General features: G+C 70.3%; 19 protein-coding genes and 1 pseudogene. 7 read left to right on the forward strand and 13 right to left on the reverse strand.

Features of this window, described 5'->3' with window-relative positions:
* Window position 1: 1 nt before the first annotated feature.
* A pseudogene (locus tag AQJ67_RS27055) lies at window positions 2-1821 on the forward strand (MMPL family transporter); the annotation flags it as partial.
* A 17-nt stretch (window positions 1822-1838) separates the two neighbouring features.
* Here AQJ67_RS27055 and AQJ67_RS27060 read toward each other — a convergent pair.
* From AQJ67_RS27060 to AQJ67_RS27110, 11 genes are all read right to left on the reverse strand, one after another.
* A complete protein-coding gene (locus AQJ67_RS27060) occupies window positions 1839-2660 on the reverse strand; it encodes a TetR/AcrR family transcriptional regulator (RefSeq protein ID WP_062721892.1) in 822 nt (273 codons plus the stop codon).
* A gap of 37 nt (window positions 2661-2697) precedes the next feature.
* The gene (locus AQJ67_RS27065; RefSeq protein ID WP_062721893.1) at window positions 2698-3744 is read right to left on the reverse strand and encodes a trypsin-like serine peptidase; all 1047 of its coding nucleotides are present in this window, start codon (window positions 3742-3744) and stop codon (window positions 2698-2700) included.
* 219 nt (window positions 3745-3963) lie between these two features.
* The gene (locus AQJ67_RS27070) at window positions 3964-4542 is read right to left on the reverse strand and encodes a thiol-disulfide oxidoreductase DCC family protein (protein ID WP_062722069.1); all 579 of its coding nucleotides are present in this window, start codon (window positions 4540-4542) and stop codon (window positions 3964-3966) included.
* 37 nt (window positions 4543-4579) lie between these two features.
* Window positions 4580-4987 (reverse strand): hypothetical protein, encoded by a 408-nt coding sequence (locus AQJ67_RS27075; RefSeq protein ID WP_062721894.1) that lies wholly within the window; start codon window positions 4985-4987, stop codon window positions 4580-4582.
* Between the two features lie 119 nt (window positions 4988-5106).
* Window positions 5107-5517: a VOC family protein gene (locus AQJ67_RS27080; protein WP_062721895.1), complete on the reverse strand. Its 411-nt coding sequence runs from the start codon at window positions 5515-5517 to the stop codon at window positions 5107-5109.
* A 126-nt stretch (window positions 5518-5643) separates the two neighbouring features.
* Window positions 5644-6426 (reverse strand): LamG domain-containing protein, encoded by a 783-nt coding sequence (locus AQJ67_RS27085; RefSeq protein ID WP_062721896.1) that lies wholly within the window; start codon window positions 6424-6426, stop codon window positions 5644-5646.
* Between the two features lie 161 nt (window positions 6427-6587).
* Window positions 6588-7349 (reverse strand): succinate dehydrogenase iron-sulfur subunit, encoded by a 762-nt coding sequence (locus AQJ67_RS27090; protein ID WP_062721897.1) that lies wholly within the window; start codon window positions 7347-7349, stop codon window positions 6588-6590.
* Window positions 7349-9103, reverse strand: a complete 1755-nt coding sequence (sdhA, locus tag AQJ67_RS27095; protein WP_062721898.1) for a succinate dehydrogenase flavoprotein subunit — start codon at window positions 9101-9103, stop codon at window positions 7349-7351. Before sdhA ends, AQJ67_RS27090 begins: the two co-directional genes overlap by 1 nt.
* A 22-nt stretch (window positions 9104-9125) precedes the next feature.
* On the reverse strand, window positions 9126-9608 hold the full coding sequence (locus AQJ67_RS27100; RefSeq protein ID WP_062721899.1) for a succinate dehydrogenase hydrophobic membrane anchor subunit: 483 nt from the start codon (window positions 9606-9608) through the stop codon (window positions 9126-9128).
* Window positions 9609-9613: 5 nt separating this feature from the next.
* Window positions 9614-9994 (reverse strand): succinate dehydrogenase, cytochrome b556 subunit, encoded by a 381-nt coding sequence (gene sdhC / locus AQJ67_RS27105; RefSeq protein ID WP_079056196.1) that lies wholly within the window; start codon window positions 9992-9994, stop codon window positions 9614-9616.
* Window positions 9995-10244: 250 nt separating this feature from the next.
* The gene (locus tag AQJ67_RS27110; RefSeq protein ID WP_062721901.1) at window positions 10245-10784 is read right to left on the reverse strand and encodes a 2-oxo-4-hydroxy-4-carboxy-5-ureidoimidazoline decarboxylase; all 540 of its coding nucleotides are present in this window, start codon (window positions 10782-10784) and stop codon (window positions 10245-10247) included.
* A 215-nt stretch (window positions 10785-10999) separates the two neighbouring features.
* On the opposite strand from AQJ67_RS27110, the gene AQJ67_RS27115 reads away from it, so the two are divergent.
* From AQJ67_RS27115 to AQJ67_RS27125, 3 genes are all read left to right on the forward strand, one after another.
* Complete coding sequence (locus tag AQJ67_RS27115) at window positions 11000-12613, forward strand: beta-N-acetylhexosaminidase (protein ID WP_062722070.1); 1614 nt, start codon at window positions 11000-11002, stop codon at window positions 12611-12613.
* 89 nt (window positions 12614-12702) lie between these two features.
* Window positions 12703-13206 (forward strand): hypothetical protein, encoded by a 504-nt coding sequence (locus AQJ67_RS27120; RefSeq protein ID WP_062721902.1) that lies wholly within the window; start codon window positions 12703-12705, stop codon window positions 13204-13206.
* A 117-nt stretch (window positions 13207-13323) separates the two neighbouring features.
* A complete protein-coding gene (locus tag AQJ67_RS27125) occupies window positions 13324-13938 on the forward strand; it encodes a hypothetical protein (RefSeq protein WP_062721903.1) in 615 nt (204 codons plus the stop codon).
* Between the two features lie 25 nt (window positions 13939-13963).
* Here the strand turns inward: AQJ67_RS27125 and AQJ67_RS27130 are convergent, their stop codons facing one another.
* Window positions 13964-14452 carry a DUF1877 family protein gene (locus AQJ67_RS27130; RefSeq protein WP_341846168.1) on the reverse strand — a complete coding sequence of 163 codons (489 nt, stop codon included), beginning with the start codon at window positions 14450-14452 and terminating at the stop codon, window positions 13964-13966.
* 172 nt (window positions 14453-14624) lie between these two features.
* On the opposite strand from AQJ67_RS27130, the gene AQJ67_RS27135 reads away from it, so the two are divergent.
* The gene (locus AQJ67_RS27135) at window positions 14625-15020 is read left to right on the forward strand and encodes a hypothetical protein (protein ID WP_079056197.1); all 396 of its coding nucleotides are present in this window, start codon (window positions 14625-14627) and stop codon (window positions 15018-15020) included.
* Between the two features lie 94 nt (window positions 15021-15114).
* On the opposite strand, the gene AQJ67_RS27140 is transcribed toward AQJ67_RS27135, so the two are convergent.
* Window positions 15115-16005: a septum formation family protein gene (locus AQJ67_RS27140; protein WP_062721906.1), complete on the reverse strand. Its 891-nt coding sequence runs from the start codon at window positions 16003-16005 to the stop codon at window positions 15115-15117.
* Window positions 16006-16259: 254 nt separating this feature from the next.
* Between AQJ67_RS27140 and AQJ67_RS27145 the strand changes: the two genes are divergently transcribed.
* A complete protein-coding gene (locus AQJ67_RS27145) occupies window positions 16260-16877 on the forward strand; it encodes an RNA polymerase sigma factor (RefSeq protein ID WP_079056198.1) in 618 nt (205 codons plus the stop codon).
* A gap of 250 nt (window positions 16878-17127) precedes the next feature.
* The gene (locus AQJ67_RS27150; protein ID WP_159058833.1) at window positions 17128-17940 is read left to right on the forward strand and encodes a hypothetical protein; all 813 of its coding nucleotides are present in this window, start codon (window positions 17128-17130) and stop codon (window positions 17938-17940) included.
* Window positions 17941-18157 lie beyond the last annotated feature (217 nt).

Below are 18157 nucleotides of genomic sequence, written 5' to 3' on the forward strand. Positions count from 1 at the left end.
CTTGATCGCGACCATGCTGATGAGCCATGTCACGGACGTGCCCGAAGTGGCCCCGCTGCTCGGCTCGTTGATCGGCCTCGGCCTCGGCGTCGGCTTCGACTACGCCCTGTTCATCGTGACCCGGCACCGGCGCGGCATCCTGCGCGGGATGCGGCCCGAGGAGGCGGCCGTGACGGCCCTCAACACCTCGGGGCGCGCGGTGCTGTTCGCGGGCGGCACGGTCTGCATCGCGCTCGCCGGAATGCTGGTGATGAACATGCGGTTCCTGGACGGCGTCGTCGTCGCGACCTCGCTCACCGTCGTCCTGAGCGTGCTGGCCGCGATCACCCTGCTGCCCGCGCTCCTCGGCCTGCTCGGCATGCGGGTGCTCAGCCGCCGGCAGCGGCGCCGGCTCGCGGCGGCCGAACCGGAGCCGGCGGAGGTGAGCGGACCGGCGGCGCGCTGGTCGGCGTACGTCCAGAGGCGCCCGCGGCCGATCGCGGCGCTGGCCCTCGTCGTCATGGCGGCTCTCGCGATCCCCGTGCTGTCGCTGCGTCTCGGCGCCACCGACCAGGGCAACCACCAGGAGTCGACCACCACCCGGCAGGCCTACGACCTGCTCGCCGAGGGCTTCGGGCCCGGCGTCAACGGCCCGCTCCAGGTCGTCGTCGACGGCGACGCCCCCGCGGGTCTGGTCGACGGCATCCGCGCCACCGAGGGCGTCGCCCAGGTGGCCGCCGTCCCGCCGTCCCGTCGGCGAACGGCGTCACGGTCATCCAGGTCGTACCGACGACGTCGCCCCAGTCCGAGGAGACCGACCGGCTGATCGACCATCTGCGCGACGACGTGATCCCGCAGTCGGGCGCCGAGGCCCATGTCGGCGGGGTGACGGCGGTCTTCAAGGACTTCGCGTCGGTGACCGGCGACCGGCTCCCGTACTTCGTGGCGACGATCACCGCGCTCGGCTTCCTGCTTCTGCTGGTGGCGTTCCGCTCGCTCGTGGTGCCGCTGACGGCGGCCCTGATGAACCTCATCGCGGCCGCCGCGTCCTTCGGCGTCCTGGTGGCGGTCTTCCAGTGGGGCTGGGGCACCGAACTGCTCGGGATCGGCAAGGAGGGGCCGATCACGTCGTTCCTGCCGGTCATCATGCTGTCCCTGCTGTCCCTGCTGTCCCTGCTGCTCGGCCTCTCCATGGACTACCAGGTGTTCCTGGTGAGCCGGATGCACGAGGAGTGGGTCCACACGAAGGACAACGCGCGCGCGGTGCGCGTGGGCCTCGCGGAGACCAGCCGGGTCATCAACTCGGCGGCTCTGATCATGATCTGTGTGTTCAGCGCGTTCGTGCTGAGCGGCGACATGGAGGGCGCGATGGCGGGCATCGGCCTCGCGGCGGCCGTCGCCCTGGACGCGTTCATCCTGCGTACGGCGCTGGTGCCGGCCGCGATGCACATGCTGGGCCGGTCGAACTGGTGGCTGCCGGACTGGCTGGAGAAGCGGCTGCCGCATCTCGCGGTCGAGCCAAGGCAGGAGGCGACGGCGGCCGACGAGGAGCCGGTCCTGGCGGGCCGCGCGTCGGTCGTCCACGGGTACATCCGCACCGCCGACGGCGATCCGGTCGACGGCGCGGCGGTGACGCTGCTGACGAAGGGCGGCCGCCGGCTCGACGGGGTGACGTCCCTGGCCGACGGCTCGTACATCGTCTCGGTACCGGCGCCGGGTACGTATCTGCTGGCGGCGACCGCGCAGTCGTACGGGTCCCGGGCGGCCCAGGTGGTCGTGACGGACGGTCCGCTCGTGTACGACGTCGAGCTGGCCGACGGTGAGGTGGACGCCGTCAACTGACGGTCACTGGAGGCATTTCAGGGGCGCTCGTCCTGAGCGGGCGCCCCTTGTTCGTCCCCCTGAGCGCCCGTCTTCCCGTCTGCTTTCCTGCTCGCCTTCCTGCCCGCCTTCTCCTTCGCCGGATCCGGCAACGCGTTCGTCATCCCAGGCAGGAAGTCCGTGAACAGCTCGTGCACCTCGCGCACCAGCGGCCGCAGCACCCGGAACCGCGCCAGGGCGACACCCCGCGCGGTCAGTCGGGCACCCCGCTCGGCCAGCCGGTAGCTGCGCTCGCGGCCCTCGGTGCGGTCGAAGATCCAGTACAGGACGAGCCCCATCTGGGAGAGCCACATCAACTCCGGCAGCACGTCCCGGAGCTCCTCGGGCACCTTCGTCCTCGTCGCCCCAGCCAGCACCTGGCGATGGACGTTGATGGCCTCCACGCGCGCGTGCTCGGACTCCGCGGAGAAGGGGCTGAGCGGGCTGTCGGGGTCGGCGGCGTTCTTGAAGAACTGCACGGCGAACTCGTGGTACGGCGTCGCGATGTCCAGCCACACCTTCAGCACGCCCGCGAGACGTGCCTCCAGGTCGGTCTCGCGGGCCAGGACGTCCCGGATCGCCGCCTGGTGCTCGGCGGCGATCCGGTCGTAGAAGCCCTGGATCAGGTGTTCCTTGCCCTCGAAGTAGTAGTACGCGTTTCCTACGGAGACCCCGGCCTCCTGGGCGATGGCCCGCATCGTCGTCTTGTCGTAGCCGCGCTCCTGGAAGAGCCGCATGGCGGTCTCCAGGATCAGCGCGCGGGTCTGCTCGGACTTGCTGGGCGCGTCGCCCTGCTCAGGGCTGTCGTTCTTCGAGGGCACGGAACGAGAGCCTAACGAGTGGTGATTCGGCCGACGGTCAGGAGGTCTGTGCCGTCTGGTACAGGTTCTGGGCGTCGGCGCCGAAGTACGGGCCGTACATCCGGTTCGGCAGGAAGTTGTACTTGAAGCTGTTCACCGAGGACAGCAAGCCCTTGCCGGTGGCCTCGTCGAACTGCGTGAACCACGGGCCGCCGCTGGAGCCGCCCGTCATGTTGCAGTTCATGCCGTGGTCGTCGGACAGCAGGAAGTCCCGGTTGGTGGTCCCGGAGCAGTAGATGAACTTCTCGCCGTCGTACGGGGCGGCGGCCGGGAAGCCGAAGGAGTACATACGCAGGTTGTAGCCGGTGTTGAAGGCCAGCCCCTGCCCGCCGACCACGTCCGTCAGCAGTTTGCCGTCCAGCGGGGCGACGACCGCCGCGCCGACGTCGTAGTTAATGTCCTCGCTCGCCGTCCACTGCGGGGTGGACAGGGTCTTCGACGCGGTCCAGCGACCGTAGGGGGCCTGTCCGTCGTGGTAGCCGGGCACGAAGACCCAGTCGGTGTGCCAGGCGCCCTCCAGCTTCACGCAGTGGCCCGCCGTGATGACGGTGCTCTTGTTGGAACTGGTGACGGCGTTGCCGGAACAGGACGCCGTACGGCCCTGGTAGGTGAAGAAGACGCGGCCGGCCGTGGAGACGACCGCACCGCCGCCGCTCCACTGACCGCCGCCGTTCGGGAAGGCCATCAGGCCGACGTCGGAGACGCCCTTGCCGACCGCCCCCACGGCTCCGGCCACTCCGCCGGCCGGGGCGCTGGGCGCGACCTCGGTCGCGACGCCCTTGAGGGGAGCCGATCCGCCGTCGTAGTGGCCGTCGACGGTGACCAGGTCGAGCGGGGTCGCCGCGCGCATCCGTTCAGGGGTCCAGAACTCACGGGCCTGCTGCTGAGCGCCGGCCGAGACCGACCTGACGCCGGTCGAGCTGTCGGTCCTCGGCGCGGCGCTCGCCGGGGTGGCGAGGGCGCCCGCGGTGAGCAGCGCGGTGACGCCGACCAGGGCGCCGAGGAGGGGGCGGGGTATGCGGGTGACGCCGGGTATGCCTCTCACGCGTACTCCTTCTGCGATGGGGGGACCGGGCGCCACCGGGTCGGCGCCGCCCGGCGGACGACAGACGGTCGATGCGAGTGCGGAGTGGAGAACCGGGAGGCAGAGTGCCAACCCGAGCGCCTTTTTGGAAGGGCGCATGCCAAAACGAGGTGCGAAAGCGAGCCGTTCAGGACGAGTTGGGCACCTCGGCCGGGACCTGACGGCCGCTCGACAACGGCCTCACCCCGCGGCGCAGGAACCGCCCTCGCAGCCCGGCGCGTTGTACGTCCAGCCCCCACTCGGGTCGTACGACCACCCGTCCCCGCGCCGATAGGCCCGCCCGCCCCACTGCGCCCCGCTCCACTGGGCCCTGCCCTGTCGCGCCCCGCCCTGTCGCGCCCCGTCGAGTCGCGCCCCGCCCTGTCGCGCCCCGCTCCACTGCGCCCCGCGCCACTTGGCGGCGGCGAGCACGGCTCCCTTGGCGAGCCGCGCCCCGGCCGGGGTGCTGAGGCGATGCGCGAGTCCCCGGTGCTCGCGCAGCGCCCACAGCGTGACGATCCAGGCGGCCCCGCCCCGGTAGACCTGCCCCGCGTCACCTACGACGGTGATCTCGTCGAGGGTGGCAGCGTGGTCGAGTTCGGGGTGGCGCCGCCGGGCCTCGTCGGACCCGGCCGGGACCAGCTCCAGCGGCACCAACTGCGGCTGCCGTACGAGCCAGTCCCGCAGGAATGCGCACAGGGAGCACTGGGCGTCGTAGAGGACGGTGAGCCGGCGGACCGCGACGCCGGCCGCCTTGCCACTCCCTGCCCCGGCCGTCACACCGGCCGCCCCGCCCGCAGTCGTGCCGGACACCCGCTCACGCCCCGGCCGACGGTGTGACCCAGCCCTGCGGTGCGACCGGCGGTACCTGCTCGCGCTCCATCACGCCGCGCCGCCGGATCTTGTTGAGCACGTAGACGTTGCCCAGGTGCATCACGCCGAGCACGAGGAGCACCACGCCGAGCTTGGTCGACAGGGTCTCGAAGATCCCGCGCGTGTCGAGGACGGTGTCGTCGTCGCGCAGATACAGCGCGACGAAGCCGAGGTTGACGAGGTAGAAGCCGACCACGAGCAGATGGTTGACGGCGTCGGCGAGCTTCTCGTTCCCGCGCAGCACGTCGGCGAGGAAGATCCGCCCGTTGCGGCTGAGCGTGCGGGCCACCCAGACGGTCAGGGCGATGCTGACGGCCAGGTAGATGACGTAGGCGATGACCGTGCGGTCCATGACGCCCCCTCTTCTTGAACGCGTTCAAAACGCTGACAAGGGAGACTGTAGACCCTGTCTTTGAACATGTTCAACTCAACGTCGGTGAGGCCTCCGTCACGCCTCCCGCCGATGGGGCGTCAGGGTCTGCGCCCGAGCTCCGGCCGCTTGGAGTAGTCCGTGAACCCGGTGACGTTGCCCCAGGGGTCGGCGATCTCGACGGTCCAGCCGGTGGCGCCGGAGAAGGGCTCGTCGAGCGGCTCGATGCCCGCGTCGCGCAGCGCCCGCGCCGCCCTCCGCGCGTCCGGCACCTCCAGCCATACGCGAGGGGAGGGCCAGGGCGGCGACCGGTGTCCCATCGCGTCCTCGGCGCGCAGCAGGATGCCGGGCGTCTCGCCCCCGACCTTCAGCAGCGCGATCCCGGCCTCGTCGAGCCGGAACCCGACCGTGAACCCGGCGCGCTCGTAGAAACGGACGGCCTCGCCGAGGTCGCCGACCGGCAGCAGCACGTGGTCGAACCCGAGCAGTTCGTACGACTCGTCATCTGACATACCGTCAGAGTAAGGCGATGATCGACCGGATCCGGTGATTGTCAGTGGCGGATCGTACTGTCGTCGTCATGGGATCCTCCTGCCCCGCACCCCGAGACCGTGGGGGAGAACGGGCCCCGGGGGATGTCAGGACGCGCAGCCGCCGACCCGCCGCGTGCTCACCGCGATGTCGTCCATCCGGACGTCGTACGCCGCGGGAGTCGGGTCGGCCTGGTACAGCTGCCAGCCCAGCTTCAGCTGGTCGAAGGAAGGGAAGGTGAAGGGATCCGATGTGCCGCCGTGCTGGTGCGTGGAGACGGTCAGGTCGGGCTGCTCGACGCCGTCGAAGTAGACCGCGACGCGGTTGTCGGTGGCGTCCAGGTGGAATTCCACGCAACTCCACGTGCCGGCCTCGGCCGGTGCGGAGGTCTTCCAGGACGTCCAGTCGCCCGTGGGGCCGAGGTCGGAGCCGACGCCCCAGAAGTTGCCGTCGTCGGTCGGGGCGTACTGGCCGCCCAAGGGGCGCACGAGGGAGGGGGAGTCCGAGCCGGACGCCTCGGCGAGGGTCCAGTGCGCCCAGTCGGGAGCGGTGGGAAAGGCGTCGACGCGCAGCCGCAGGCGGGCCCAGTAGCTGTTGCCGGGGGCGGAAAGGTCGGGGAGGACCAGGAAGGCCCGGCCGTTGCCCTCGGTGCGGATGCGCAGTTCGCGGCCGGGGCGGCCCGTGGTGCTGGGGACGACGGTCAGGGTGCCGCCGGAGACGTCGGTCGTCCAGCCGCGCCCCTGCGACACCGGGCCCAGGGGGAGCCGGTCGAAGTTCTCGTGGGCGAGGGTCGGACGCGGGACGGGGGACGCGGAGGCAGTGGGGGGTATCGCGAGCAGGACGGCGGCCGTGGCCGACAGGGCGGCGGCCGCCTTTCTCAGGAGTGCCATGAGGGCAGTCTGTATTGAACTCTCAACTACCTCAACAGCCCTTCCAGCCACAGCCGTTGGGATGTCCGAACGCCGGGAAAGGCGAGAGCCCCGCCCCCGGTACCGAACCGGGAGACGGGGCCCACAGAGCCGTAGTACGGCGGACCGTACCTGAGGCGACCTCAGAAGCGGCGCGTGATCAGCGCCTTCTTCACCTCGGCGATGGCCTTCGTGACCTCGATACCGCGCGGGCAGGCGTCCGTGCAGTTGAAGGTCGTGCGGCAGCGCCAGACGCCGTCCTTGTCGTTCAGGATCTCCAGCCGCTGCTCGCCGGCCTCGTCACGCGAGTCGAAGATGAAGCGGTGCGCGTTGACGATGGCCGCCGGGCCGAAGTACTGGCCGTCGTTCCAGAACACCGGGCACGAGGAGGTGCAGGCGGCGCACAGGATGCACTTCGTCGTGTCGTCGAAGCGCTCGCGGTCCTCGGCCGTCTGGAAACGCTCACGCGTCGGCTCGTTCGTGTCCTTCGTGATGAGGAAGGGCATGACGTCGCGGTACGCCTGGAAGAACGGCTCCATGTCGACCACGAGGTCCTTCAGGACCGTGAGGCCCTTGATGGGCTCGACCGTGATCGGCTTCTCGGGGTTGATGTCCTTGATCAGCGTCTTGCAGGCGAGGCGGTTCTTGCCGTTGATCCGCATCGCGTCCGAGCCGCAGATGCCGTGGGCGCACGAGCGACGGAAGGTCAGCGTGCCGTCCAGGTCCCACTTGATCTTGTGGAGGCCGTCGAGGACGCGCTCCTTCGGGTCGATCTCCAGCTGGAAGTCTTCCCAGGTGGCCTCGGCCGAGATCTCCGGGTTGAAGCGGCGGACCCGGAAGGTGACCGTGATGTAGGGAGACGCGGCGGACTCGGCCTCCACCTTGTCCATAACGGGGGTAGCCATCAGTACTTACGCTCCATCGGCTGGTAGCGGGTCTGGACGACCGGCTTGTAGTCGAGACGAATGGACTCCGTGCCGTCGTCGCCGACCTCGCGGTACGCCATGGTGTGGCGCATGAAGTTGACGTCGTCGCGGTTCGGGTAGTCCTCGCGGTAGTGACCGCCGCGGGACTCCTTGCGGGCCAGCGCGGACACGGCCATGACCTCGGCCAGGTCGAGCAGGTTGCCCAGCTCGATGGCCTCCAGCAGGTCCGTGTTGAACCGCTTGCCCTTGTCCTGGATCGAGACGTTCCGGTAGCGCTCGCGCAGCTCCGCGATCTTCTCGACCGCCGTCTTGATGGTCTGCTCCGTGCGGAACACCATGACGTTGGCGTCCATGGTCTCCTGGAGCTCCTTGCGCAGGGTCGCCACCCGCTCGGTGCCGGTGGAGGTGCGCAGCCGCTCGACCTGCTCGATCACCAGCTCCGCCGGGTTCTCCGGCAGCTCCACGTAGTCCGCCTTCTGGCTGTACTCCGCGGCCGCGATGCCGGCCCGCTTGCCGAACACGTTGATGTCCAGCAGCGAGTTGGTGCCGAGGCGGTTGGCGCCGTGCACGGACACACAGGCGACCTCGCCGGCCGCGTACAGGCCCGGGACGACGGTGGTGTTGTCGCTGAGGACCTCACCTTCGACGTTCGTCGGGATGCCGCCCATGGCGTAGTGCGCGGTGGGCTGGATCGGGATCGGGTCCGTGTACGGCTCGATACCGAGGTACGTCCGCGCGAACTCCGTGATGTCGGGCAGCTTGGCGTCCAGCTGCTCCGGCGGAAGGTGCGTGAGGTCGAGGTAGACGTGGTCGCCCTCGGGACCGCAGCCGCGGCCCTCACGGATCTCCGTGTAGATGGAGCGCGAGACGACGTCACGGGACGCGAGGTCCTTCATGACCGGCGCGTACTTCTCCATGAAGCGCTCGCCGTCCTTGTTGCGGAGGATGCCGCCCTCACCGCGGGCGCCCTCCGTCAGCAGGATGCCCATGCGCCAGATGCCGGTCGGGTGGAACTGGAAGAACTCCATGTCCTCCAGCGGCAGACCCCGGCGGTACACGGCCGCCTGGCCGTCACCCGTCAGCGTGTGCGCGTTGGACGTCACCTTGAAGAACTTGCCGGTGCCGCCGGAGGCGTAGATGACGGCCTTCGCCTGGAAGACGTGGATCTCACCGGTGGCGAGTTCGTACGCGACCACGCCCGCCGACTTCTTGACGCCGTCGACCTCGGTGATCAGCTGGTCCAGGACGTAGAACTCGTTGAAGAACTCCACGCCGTGCTTGACGCAGTTCTGGTACAGCGTCTGGAGGATCATGTGGCCGGTGCGGTCCGCCGCGTAGCAGGACCGGCGCACCGGGGCCTCGCCGTGGTTACGGCTGTGACCGCCGAAGCGGCGCTGGTCGATGGTGCCGTTCGGGGTGCGGTTGAACGGCAGGCCCATCTTCTCCAGGTCGAGGACGGAGTCGATGGCCTCCTTCGCCAGGATCTCGGCGGCGTCCTGGTCGACCAGGTAGTCACCGCCCTTGACCGTGTCGAAGGTGTGCCACTCCCAGTTGTCCTCCTCCACGTTGGCGAGCGCCGCGGCCATGCCGCCCTGCGCGGCGCCCGTGTGGGAGCGGGTGGGGTACAGCTTCGTCAGCACGGCGGTACGGCTGCGCTTCGTGGACTCGATGGCCGCGCGCATACCGGCGCCACCGGCGCCGACGATGACGGTGTCGTACTTGTGGATCTTCATGGTGGTTGCCTCAGCCCCGTGCCTAGCGGATGTTCGGGTCGAAGGTGAAGATCACCAGCGTGCCCAGCAGAATGGTGAACACCGTGGCGGTGTAGAGCAGGCCCTTCAGCCACAGACGGGTGTTCGCGCGCTCCGCGTAGTCGTTGATGACCGTGCGCAGGCCGTTGGCGCCGTGCAGCATGGCGAGCCACAGCATCAGCAGGTCCCAGACCTGCCAGAACGGCGAGGCCCAGCGGCCGGCCACGAACGCGAAGCCGATCTTCGACACGCCGCCGTCCAGCACCAGCTGGATCAGCAGGTGGCCGATGACCAGGACGACCAGCACGACGCCGGACAGGCGCATGAACAGCCAGGCGGCCATCTCGAAGTTGCCCCGCGTGGACTTCGGGGTCTTCTTGGTGCGCTTGCGCGGCGCCTCGATGTAGGGGGCCGGGTTGTCGACGTTGTAGAGGGACTCGCCCTCGACAGGGCCGATACCGGTGGCGGTCTTCTCAGTGGTGGACATACGCGTCAGCTCCCGAACAGTTCCTGAGCGGCGTGGCCGAGAACGGGGTAGATCGCCCCGAGCATCAGCACCAGCCAGAGGCCGACGACGGACCAGAGCATCTGCTTCTGGTAGCGCGGGCCCTTCGACCAGAAGTCGACGGCGATGACGCGCAGGCCGTTGAGCGCGTGGAAGAGAATGGCGGCGACGAGGCCGTACTCCAGCAGCGCGACGATCGGCGTCTTGTACGTGGCTACGACCTTGTCGTAGTCCTCGGGAGAGACACGGACGAGAGCGGTGTCCAGCACGTGAACGAACAGGAAGAAGAAAATGAGGACGCCGGTGACTCGATGAGCCACCCAGGACCACATTCCTTCCCGGCCGCGGTACAGCGTTCCAGCCGGCACGGAAGTTCCTCCGGGAGCGGGGATTGGGGCCAGCCGGCTTGTGCTGTCGGTCGGGCCCGGCCGGGTACGGTCCACCGGCCCTCAGCATCGTATCCACGGTTGCCTGCGGCGCTTAGCGGGGGGCTGGGTATGTGATCAAAGTGGCACGCGGATGGGGGATTGGCGGCTAAGGGGGTGCTCTGGTGGGTTATCTGCCGGGTGCTGCGCCGTTTGGGCTGGTCGCGCCCACGCGGCGGTAGCCGCAAATCGATTACAGCCCCGCGCCCCTGAGGTTCTCCACCAACCGTGCTCTTGCCAGGCGGCGGAGTTCCTCTGCCGCCACCACTCGTTCCTCCTCCGGATCGTTCGTCAAACGTGACCGGATTCCTGCCAGGAAGTGGTCCAGGGCCTCGTTCGGTGCGAGGCCGTCCAGGCAGATGACGAACGCGTGGCCGAACTTCGCCTCGTATGCGGCGTTCGCGGCGCTTATCGCCGTATGCGCCGCCCCGTACGCGCCCTTCGGCAGTACCGGCAACGTTTCTCCTGCCAGTGCCTGCGTCAGGTCACCCGGCGTCAGGTCGTAGGCCGCCTCGTCGGACGCGGCCAGCAGGGAGTCGAGGTCGGGGTAAGGGCGGTGGTCGGTGAGGCGGTCGGCCCAGCGGGGGCTGTGCAGGCAGGTCAGGAGGGTCTGTCGGACCTGGTCGGCGGGGGCCGTGTTGAAGGACTCCAGCGCTGTGGGGGACGGTGGAGTTCGGGTCTGCTCGGGCAGCGGCGGTATGGCGACTCGGCCAGGAAGGTGTGTGGGCGTCACGTGGTTTCGACAGGGGATTCTTGGGGCAGGAGTGGCGCCACGTTATCGAGTGTGGACGTGACGTGTCCGACGGATGCCCGAATTTCAGTCGAACGGGAGAGTTTCGGAACGTTCCCTGGACGGCGGGCCGGGCTCTCAGGGCCTAGGTTGGCGATGTGAGCCAGCACAAGCACAGGCGCCGGGCCCCGGCCAAGAGGGCGCTGAAGCAGACGTGGGTGCTGATCGTCGCCGTGGTCGTCGTGACGGTCGCGGCCGGGGTGAGCCTCGGCCTCCTGGCCACCGGTGACAACGGGGCGTCGGCCGGATCGGAGCAGCGGCGGTCGGCGCCGGGCCTGTCCGAGGCCGCCTCTCCCTCCGCACCGAGACAGGCGCCCACTCCCACACCGTCACCCACTCGGTCGTATCCGCTCTCGACGGCCCCGCGGACCATCCCGGCGGTCACCTCGCACACCGCCGCGCGCGGGCCGGGCTGGCGTCCCGTCAAGGGGGAGCGGGTCGTCGTGAACGACAAGGGGCTCGCCGACGAGGGGCGGCTCATCGCCGGTGAGCTGGGGCTGACGTACGCCGGTGAGAAGGACGACGTGCGGGCCGGCGACGTGCGGCTGACGCTGAAGGGCGACGAGGGCGCGGATCCGGAGTCGTACTCGATGACCGTGAGCGGTGGACGGGTGACCATTTCCGGGCCCGGCGAGGCGGGGGTCTTCTACGGGACCCGGACGCTGAAGCAGGAGGTCCACGACGGGGGTACGGCGCCGGAGGGCGTCGTGCGGGACGCGCCGGCCAAGCCGGTGCGCGGGTTCATGCTCGACATCGCGCGCAAGTACTTCACCGCGGACTGGATCGAGGACCGGGTGCGGGAGCTGGGGGACCTGAAGTTCAACCAGCTGGGGCTGCACTTCTCCGACGACCAGGGGTTCCGGATCGAGTCCACCTCGCATCCGGAGATCGTCTCCCAGCAGCACCTCACCAAGGCGCAGGTCAAGAAGATCGTCGAGCTGGCCGAGAGCCGGCACATCACCGTGGTGCCCGAGATCGACTCGCCCGGGCATCTGGGCGCCGTCATCGCCGCGCACCCGGATCTGCAGTTGCGCAACGTGAACGGGGTCGCGACCCGAGGTGCCGTGGACATCTCCAAGCCCGAGTCCGCCGAGATCGTCGACGACCTGCTGAACGAGTACGCGGGACTCTTCCCCGGGAACCAGTGGCACCTCGGCGGCGACGAGTACCAGGCGCTGGTCGTCTCGAATCCCGAGGCGTCCTATCCGCAGCTCGCCACCGCCGCACGGGAGGCCTACGGCTCCCAAGGCACCGTCGCCGACCTCGCCACCGGATGGCTCAACGACCGCGCCGCCACCGTCCGCGCCCACGACCGCACGCCACGGGCCTGGAACGACGGGTTCTTCCGGAACACCTCGGTCCAGCCCGACAAGGACATCCAGGTGGCGTACTGGACGGGCAAGGAGATCGGGGCGCGGGTGCCGCTGGAGTACCTGCGGGAGGGGCGGAAGGTCATCAACTACAACGACGAGTTCCTCTACTACGTGCTCGGCGAGCCGCAGACCTTCGTCTATCCGACCGGTGAGCGCATCTACGAGCAGTGGACGCCGCGGGTGCTGCGCGGGACGACGGCCGTGCCGGCCACGTACGACGACCAGATCCTGGGCGGGTCGTTCGCGGTGTGGTGCGACCTGGCGAACTCACAGACGCAGGCCCAGGTCGCGGACGGCATCCGGATGCCGCTGCGGGCGACCGTGCAGAAGCTGTGGGACGCGGGTGAGCCAAAGCTGTCCTGGGCCGAGTTCAAGGCGCTGGCGGACCGGCTGGACTGAGCCGTGGATTGGCCGATACGGCTGCGAACTCCCGTGCGACTGTGGTGTATTCGGCCCGAGCTGTACCGAAGAGCCAGGGGGAATGGCACATGGGCTACTGGGGGTACTTCGTCGTGGGCCGCGGGGAGCGGCCGCTGGCGGAGCTGGACGCGCTGGCCGGCGCCGAGGGGATGACCCTGCGCGAGGAGGCGCCGGGCGGCTGGCAGGTGTGGGAGTACCCGAGCGGGGACGGCGACGTCGGGAGCATGAACGCCCTGGCCGGTGAGACCGGGGCGCCCGCGCTCTTCGGATACGTCATGGACAGCGCCTCGGTGGTGGTGGAGGCGGCGGCGCCCGAGAGCGGGGCGTGGACGACCTGTCTGGCACGGGGTGCGATGGCCGGGTACCTGGGCGCCGCCGACGAGGGGCTCACGCTGGAGGACTACTTCCTCGAACCTTCCGACGCCGCCGAACGGGCCGTCTCCTGGGCCGCCGAGGCGGGGCACGAGGTGAACGCCGAGTCGGTGATCGACGTACTCACCTCTGAAGCGGATCCTTTGGCCGAAAACCTCTTCTTTCGGCTGCTCGACCGGCTCGGTGTCGTACCCCTGTGACACTCGGGGGCCGTTGCACGCAGTAAGGGGAGGTGTGGGCTCCGTTAAGGAAGGGGCCCGCCAGGGGCCTGTGCGGGGACCCCGACCCTCATGACTGACCCGCTTAGGGAGGCGTGGATGAGCCTGGTGGAACTGATCGCTCAGGCCGACGAACGCGGACTGGCCGCCAGCGGGTTGGCTTGTTTGGATCGGTGTGTGCCCCTGCTGGGCGGTGACGACGAGGTCCTGCGGCCGCTCTGGGCGAACCTCGCGGCGGGCGGCGAGCCGGCCGCGTGGGGCGAACTGCTGGAGCAGGTACGCGGGAAGCTCGGCGTCGCCGAGATCGTGGACGACGAGGACGTCGAGGACGAGGCCGCCCTGCTCGCCCGGCGGATGCTGGCCGCCGCCCCGGCCGTGCGGTCCGCCGCCGAGGCGCGGATCTGGGCCGACGCCTGCTCCGTCGCCTCGCTCCAGATACACCGGCTGCTCGACCCCGCGGAGGACGACGCGTCCTCGGCCGGCGCGCTGCCCGAGGAGCTCAGCTCGGCACGTGCGGAAGGGGCCCCCGCGGTGGAGGGGCGTACGGCGGGCATGTCCCCGCTCGTCGCCGCCGAACTGCGGCGTCAGATCAGCGTCCTGGAGATCCTCGCCGGGCATGGCGCGGGCGGACTGCGCCGGGCGCTGGAAGTGTCGACGGAGGGGCGTCGGGTGCTGCGGGCGGTGGTGTCGCGCCGGGCCCGGGGCAGGGGCTGACGGGCAGGCCCCGAGGTCCGGGCCCTCAGATCAGCAGCCACTTCACCACCGCGTCGCCGTACTCGGCCGTCTGGGCGTAGAACGCGGTCAGGTCCCGGTGGGTGGCCGCGAAGAGGCCGCGCACCTCGGTCTCCGCGTCCGTCGCGGCGTACGGCCGCAGCAGCTTCGTGCGTGCGTGGCGCCACAGGTCGTCGAAGTCGGCCGCCTTGAGGTATCCGGCGACCCCGGTCACCTGGGCCGCGGTGAGCAGCAGGAACGGCGGCAGGGCCGTCTCCGGGTGGAAGACCGGGCGGCCGCCTAGGACCACATGGGTGCGGGGGCCGTCCGGGGCGTGGTTCGGGGGGATGCCGGAGTAGAGCAGCTCGACGTCGCCGTACCGCCGGTCGAGCACCTCCTCGCGATGCCGGCCGATCCGCTCCCGCACGGTGTCCCAGTCGTCCTCGAACAGACGCTGGAACCAGGTCGCGCTGTTGCGCAGTGCCGAGGGCGGCACCGCTCGGAGATGGAAGTACATGCTCATCAGTGACTGGAGCGCACGGGAGCGGCGAAGCGTCACTCCCGCGTAAACCTGATGCCTGGGGGAGTCCTGTGACTGTCATGGGGCGGACGTGGGGCGGTCCTGCACCGGTCCCGGGCAGCCCCCGGATCCGCGTGACGAAACGCAGTCGGACCACGCTCTCCAGGATGTGACGACTCAAGCGGAGACCAGGCCCTCAGCCGCGAGCAAGCCGGTGCGGTGGGCGGCGGACGCGGTGGCGACGATGCGCGAGGGAGCGCGGCTGCGACTCGACTACTCGGCGCAGAGCCTGTGGCGGGTCGACCGGATGATCGAGGAACTGCGTCGCGAACGGACCCCGTACCCCGCCGTGGAGAACACCCTGCGCGGTCTCGGCGCGTACGCCGGTGAGGTGATCGCCCGTCAGACGGGCGCCGAGTGGTGGGCGTCGGGCGGCGACCACTGGATCAGGACCCCCGACGGGCGGCTGTGGGATCCGATCGACGAGGCCCGGCGGTGTTTCGCGGGCGACGGGTCGCTGCGGTTGCTGTGCCGGGACGCGACGAGCGGCTGGTCGCGGGGGTAGGCGACCGTCGGACATGACCCGGCCGGGACCCCGTGAATGGGCGGGGTCCCGGCCGGGTCAGCCGCTCCGGGCGGACGCCTCGGCGGTTACGGCGTCAGCTCGCCCAGACCTCGGCGTCGTCGGCCGGGACGGTGGTGGCCAGGCCCAGCTCCTTGCGGGCGGCGACCGTCTTGTTCGGGTCGATGCCGGTGAAGGCCGGGTCGTAGGCGATGTAGAACGCGTCGGCGTCGGCGGCGTTCGCGGCCGTCTTCCAGTGCGCGGCCGTCTTCGTCAGCTGCTCACGGAGCTTGCCGACCTCCGTGCCCTCGATGCCCTTCAGGCCCTTGAGGTGCGCGTCGAGGGCGGCCGCGACGGCCTTGGCCTGCGCCTTGTAGCCGGGCAGGTCCTCCTCGACGGTGTCCTTCTCGGACTGGTTCGTCCACAGCGCGTCGTAGACGGCGTTCGAACCCTGCAGGTACGTGCTCTGCGCCGGCTTCAGCGCGTTGGCGTCGGCCTTCAGGGTGCCGGTGAAATTGCCCGACTCCTTGTTGTAGGTGCAGGTGACGGCGCGGTCGCCGGTCGCCCAGCTCTCCTTGGTCGGGGTGTAGTAGAAGATCGAGACACCCTTGGGGAGCGCCCAGGTGTCCGGGGCGAACTTCCCCGCCTCGACCGGGCACCGCTTGTCGGCGATGGCCGTGATCGCGTCGTCGCCGGGGTACGAGCTGCCCTCGTCGATCTTGAAGTCGGCGACGACCTGACCCGCGTGCGCCTCCGTGCACGGCACGATCTCGACGAGGACCTCCTCGCCCTCGCCCTTGGTGTTGGGGTTGTAGCAGTCCCCGACGGCCAGCGAGAACACCGAGCGCTGGCGGGCCACCTTCTTGGCGCCGTCCTTGGCGCTGTCCACGGCGTCCGAGACGTCCGAGCATCCGGCCGCGCCGAGCGCGAGCAGGGCGACGGCGGCGGTTATGCCGCGAAGGGGACGGGAAGGTCGAGGCATCGACATGACGTGTACATCCTCTTATGTGATCTTTATGAGGGTCGCGCGCATCGTATGCCATTCCGGGGCGGGCGCTGTGCCAAGGCCCTTGGCTCCTCGCGGCGTCTGTGTGACTCCCGATGAACCGCAAGGGTTGTATCCCGGCCGCGCTGTGACACTTCTGTGAGGCCGGGCGCTGTTGACCGTGGAGGGGCGTGCGAAAGGGTGGCCGCATCGCGAGGTGCGGATGCGCCGCGAACCGGTACGGACGAGGACAGTTCTTGGGCCAGGGAGGGGAACCCCGCCGCGTGCGCGCGCACGACGGGGAGTTGAGCGCGGCCGTCGCGCGGGCTCAGGAAGGTGACGAGGCCGCCTTCGCGGTCGCGTACCGCCTGGTGCAGCCGGGACTGCTCGGGTATCTGCGCGGTCTGGTCGGGGACGACGCGGAGGACGTGGCGTCCGACGCCTGGCTGGAGATCGCCCGCGACCTCGGCCGGTTCAAGGGCGACGGCGCCGGGTTCCGGGGCTGGACCGCGACCATAGCCAGGCACCGGGCCCTGGACCATCTGCGCCGGCAGAAGGTACGGCCCCGGGCGTCGGCGCTGGAGAGCGACGTACTGGACCTGCCGGGCCCGCACAGCACGTACGACCAGGCGCTGGAGTCGATCTCCACGGAACGCGCCCTGGCGCTGGTCGGCGGGCTGCCGCGGGACCAGGCCGAGGCGGTGCTGCTGCGGGTCGTCGTCGGTCTCGACGGCCCCGCCGCCGCCCGCGTCCTCGGCAAGCGCCCGGGCGCGGTGCGGACGGCCGCGTACCGGGGTCTGAAGCGTCTGGCCCAGCAGCTCGGCGCCCCAGGTGTGACGGATGACGGCCCCAGGACGCTGGGGGAATCGAAATGAACAGTGACTGTGACGGCGGCGACCGGAGCGGCACACCGGCGCCTCGATGAGGCGAAGCGGTGGGTGCTCGGTGAGTCGTACGGGGCGTGAGGGACGTACAGGCTCTACGAAGCTCGGGCGTCACAGCTGTCATGAAGGACGCGTAGATCACGTAGATCACGTAGATCCACGTGGATTACGTGGATCACGTGCGACGCGCGAGTCACGCGGACCGCTTACAGGCCAGGTCGGACAGGAACAGGAAACGGACATGGGTGAACAGCAGAGCGGCGGTGGAACCACCGGCCGTCGGCGTGCGCACCCTGACGGCCTCGTCCCCGGCCGGGCGGCCGGCCCGCACATGACGCTCGACGACGCCGCGCTGGAGGCGCTGCTCTCCGCCGCCGTACTGCGCGGACACCGCGCGGACCTCGACGGCGAGCAGCGTGCCGTGGCCGCGTACCGGGCCGCCCGCGCCGCCGGGGCGCATCGGGCGCGCAGCCGGCGCCGGGACGACTGGCGGCCCCGCGCGCAACGGCGACTGGCCCTGTCGGTGAAGACCACGCTCTCCCTCTTCGTCGCCAGCCTCGCTCTGGGCGGCGTCGCGGTCGCCGCGATCGGCTCGTCCGACGACCCCGCCGACGACAAGGTCGGCTCCACCCCGACGGCCGGTGCCCCCGACCGGCCGTCCGCCGAGCCGTCCGCCGCGGTGTCCGGCACCCGCGGCGGACGGCCCGGCCACCCCGCCACCGCCCAGGACACCGAGGCCAAGTGCCGCGCCTACGACCAGGTCGAGGGCAACGGCAAGGCCCTGGACTCCACCGCCTGGCAACGGCTCGTCACGGCGGCGGGCGGCGAGGACCGGGTGGCCGCGTACTGCGCCGAGCAACTGGCGCGGGCGGCGAAGAACGGGCCGACGAAGACCGAGCCGAGCAAGTCCGATCCGACCAAGTCCGAGCCGACGAAGACGGGGCCCACGAAGACGGCCGGGGGCGGTGCCACCGGCAACGGCCAGGGTTCGAGCGGGAAGAACACGTCCGGCGGGAGCGCCGAGAAGACAGAGAAGGCCGAGAAGAAGGACTGAGCTGGCCCATTGACGGCTCAGCGCACCGATTCCCGTGGGAGACCCCGCCCCCTCCACCAGGCGCCTCGCCGGTGAGCCGAGCCCGTGGTCCTTCCCGAGGGCGAGGTCCTGCTCAGCAGCGCGCCCCTCGAAGCCGGCCGTCCTTCCCAGGACGCGACCGCGTGGCTTCGGGTCCCCCGCTGACCGGTGAGTCCAGGCCTCGTCAGAGCCGTCGCGG

This window comes from Streptomyces caeruleatus, from assembly GCF_001514235.1.
GTDB classification, from domain to species: Bacteria; Actinomycetota; Actinomycetes; order Streptomycetales; family Streptomycetaceae; genus Streptomyces; species Streptomyces caeruleatus.

Excerpts from the sequence above, each read along its gene's own strand:
- AQJ67_RS27090 (WP_062721897.1), bottom strand. The coding sequence starts at position 7,349 with ATGGCTACCCCCGTTATGGACAAGGTGGAGGCCGAGTCCGCCGCGTCT.
- AQJ67_RS27100 (WP_062721899.1), bottom strand. The coding sequence starts at position 9,608 with ATGTCCACCACTGAGAAGACCGCCACCGGTATCGGCCCTGTCGAGGGC.
- AQJ67_RS27140 (WP_062721906.1), bottom strand. The coding sequence starts at position 16,005 with ATGTCGATGCCTCGACCTTCCCGTCCCCTTCGCGGCATAACCGCCGCC.
- AQJ67_RS27130 (WP_341846168.1), bottom strand. The coding sequence starts at position 14,452 with ATGTACTTCCATCTCCGAGCGGTGCCGCCCTCGGCACTGCGCAACAGC.
- AQJ67_RS27125 (WP_062721903.1), top strand. The coding sequence starts at position 13,324 with ATGAGCCTGGTGGAACTGATCGCTCAGGCCGACGAACGCGGACTGGCC.
- AQJ67_RS27150 (WP_159058833.1), top strand. The coding sequence starts at position 17,128 with ATGGGTGAACAGCAGAGCGGCGGTGGAACCACCGGCCGTCGGCGTGCG.
- AQJ67_RS27080 (WP_062721895.1), bottom strand. The coding sequence starts at position 5,517 with ATGTCAGATGACGAGTCGTACGAACTGCTCGGGTTCGACCACGTGCTG.
- AQJ67_RS27075 (WP_062721894.1), bottom strand. The coding sequence starts at position 4,987 with ATGGACCGCACGGTCATCGCCTACGTCATCTACCTGGCCGTCAGCATC.
- AQJ67_RS27120 (WP_062721902.1), top strand. The coding sequence starts at position 12,703 with ATGGGCTACTGGGGGTACTTCGTCGTGGGCCGCGGGGAGCGGCCGCTG.
- AQJ67_RS27085 (WP_062721896.1), bottom strand. The coding sequence starts at position 6,426 with ATGGCACTCCTGAGAAAGGCGGCCGCCGCCCTGTCGGCCACGGCCGCC.
- sdhA (WP_062721898.1), bottom strand. The coding sequence starts at position 9,103 with ATGAAGATCCACAAGTACGACACCGTCATCGTCGGCGCCGGTGGCGCC.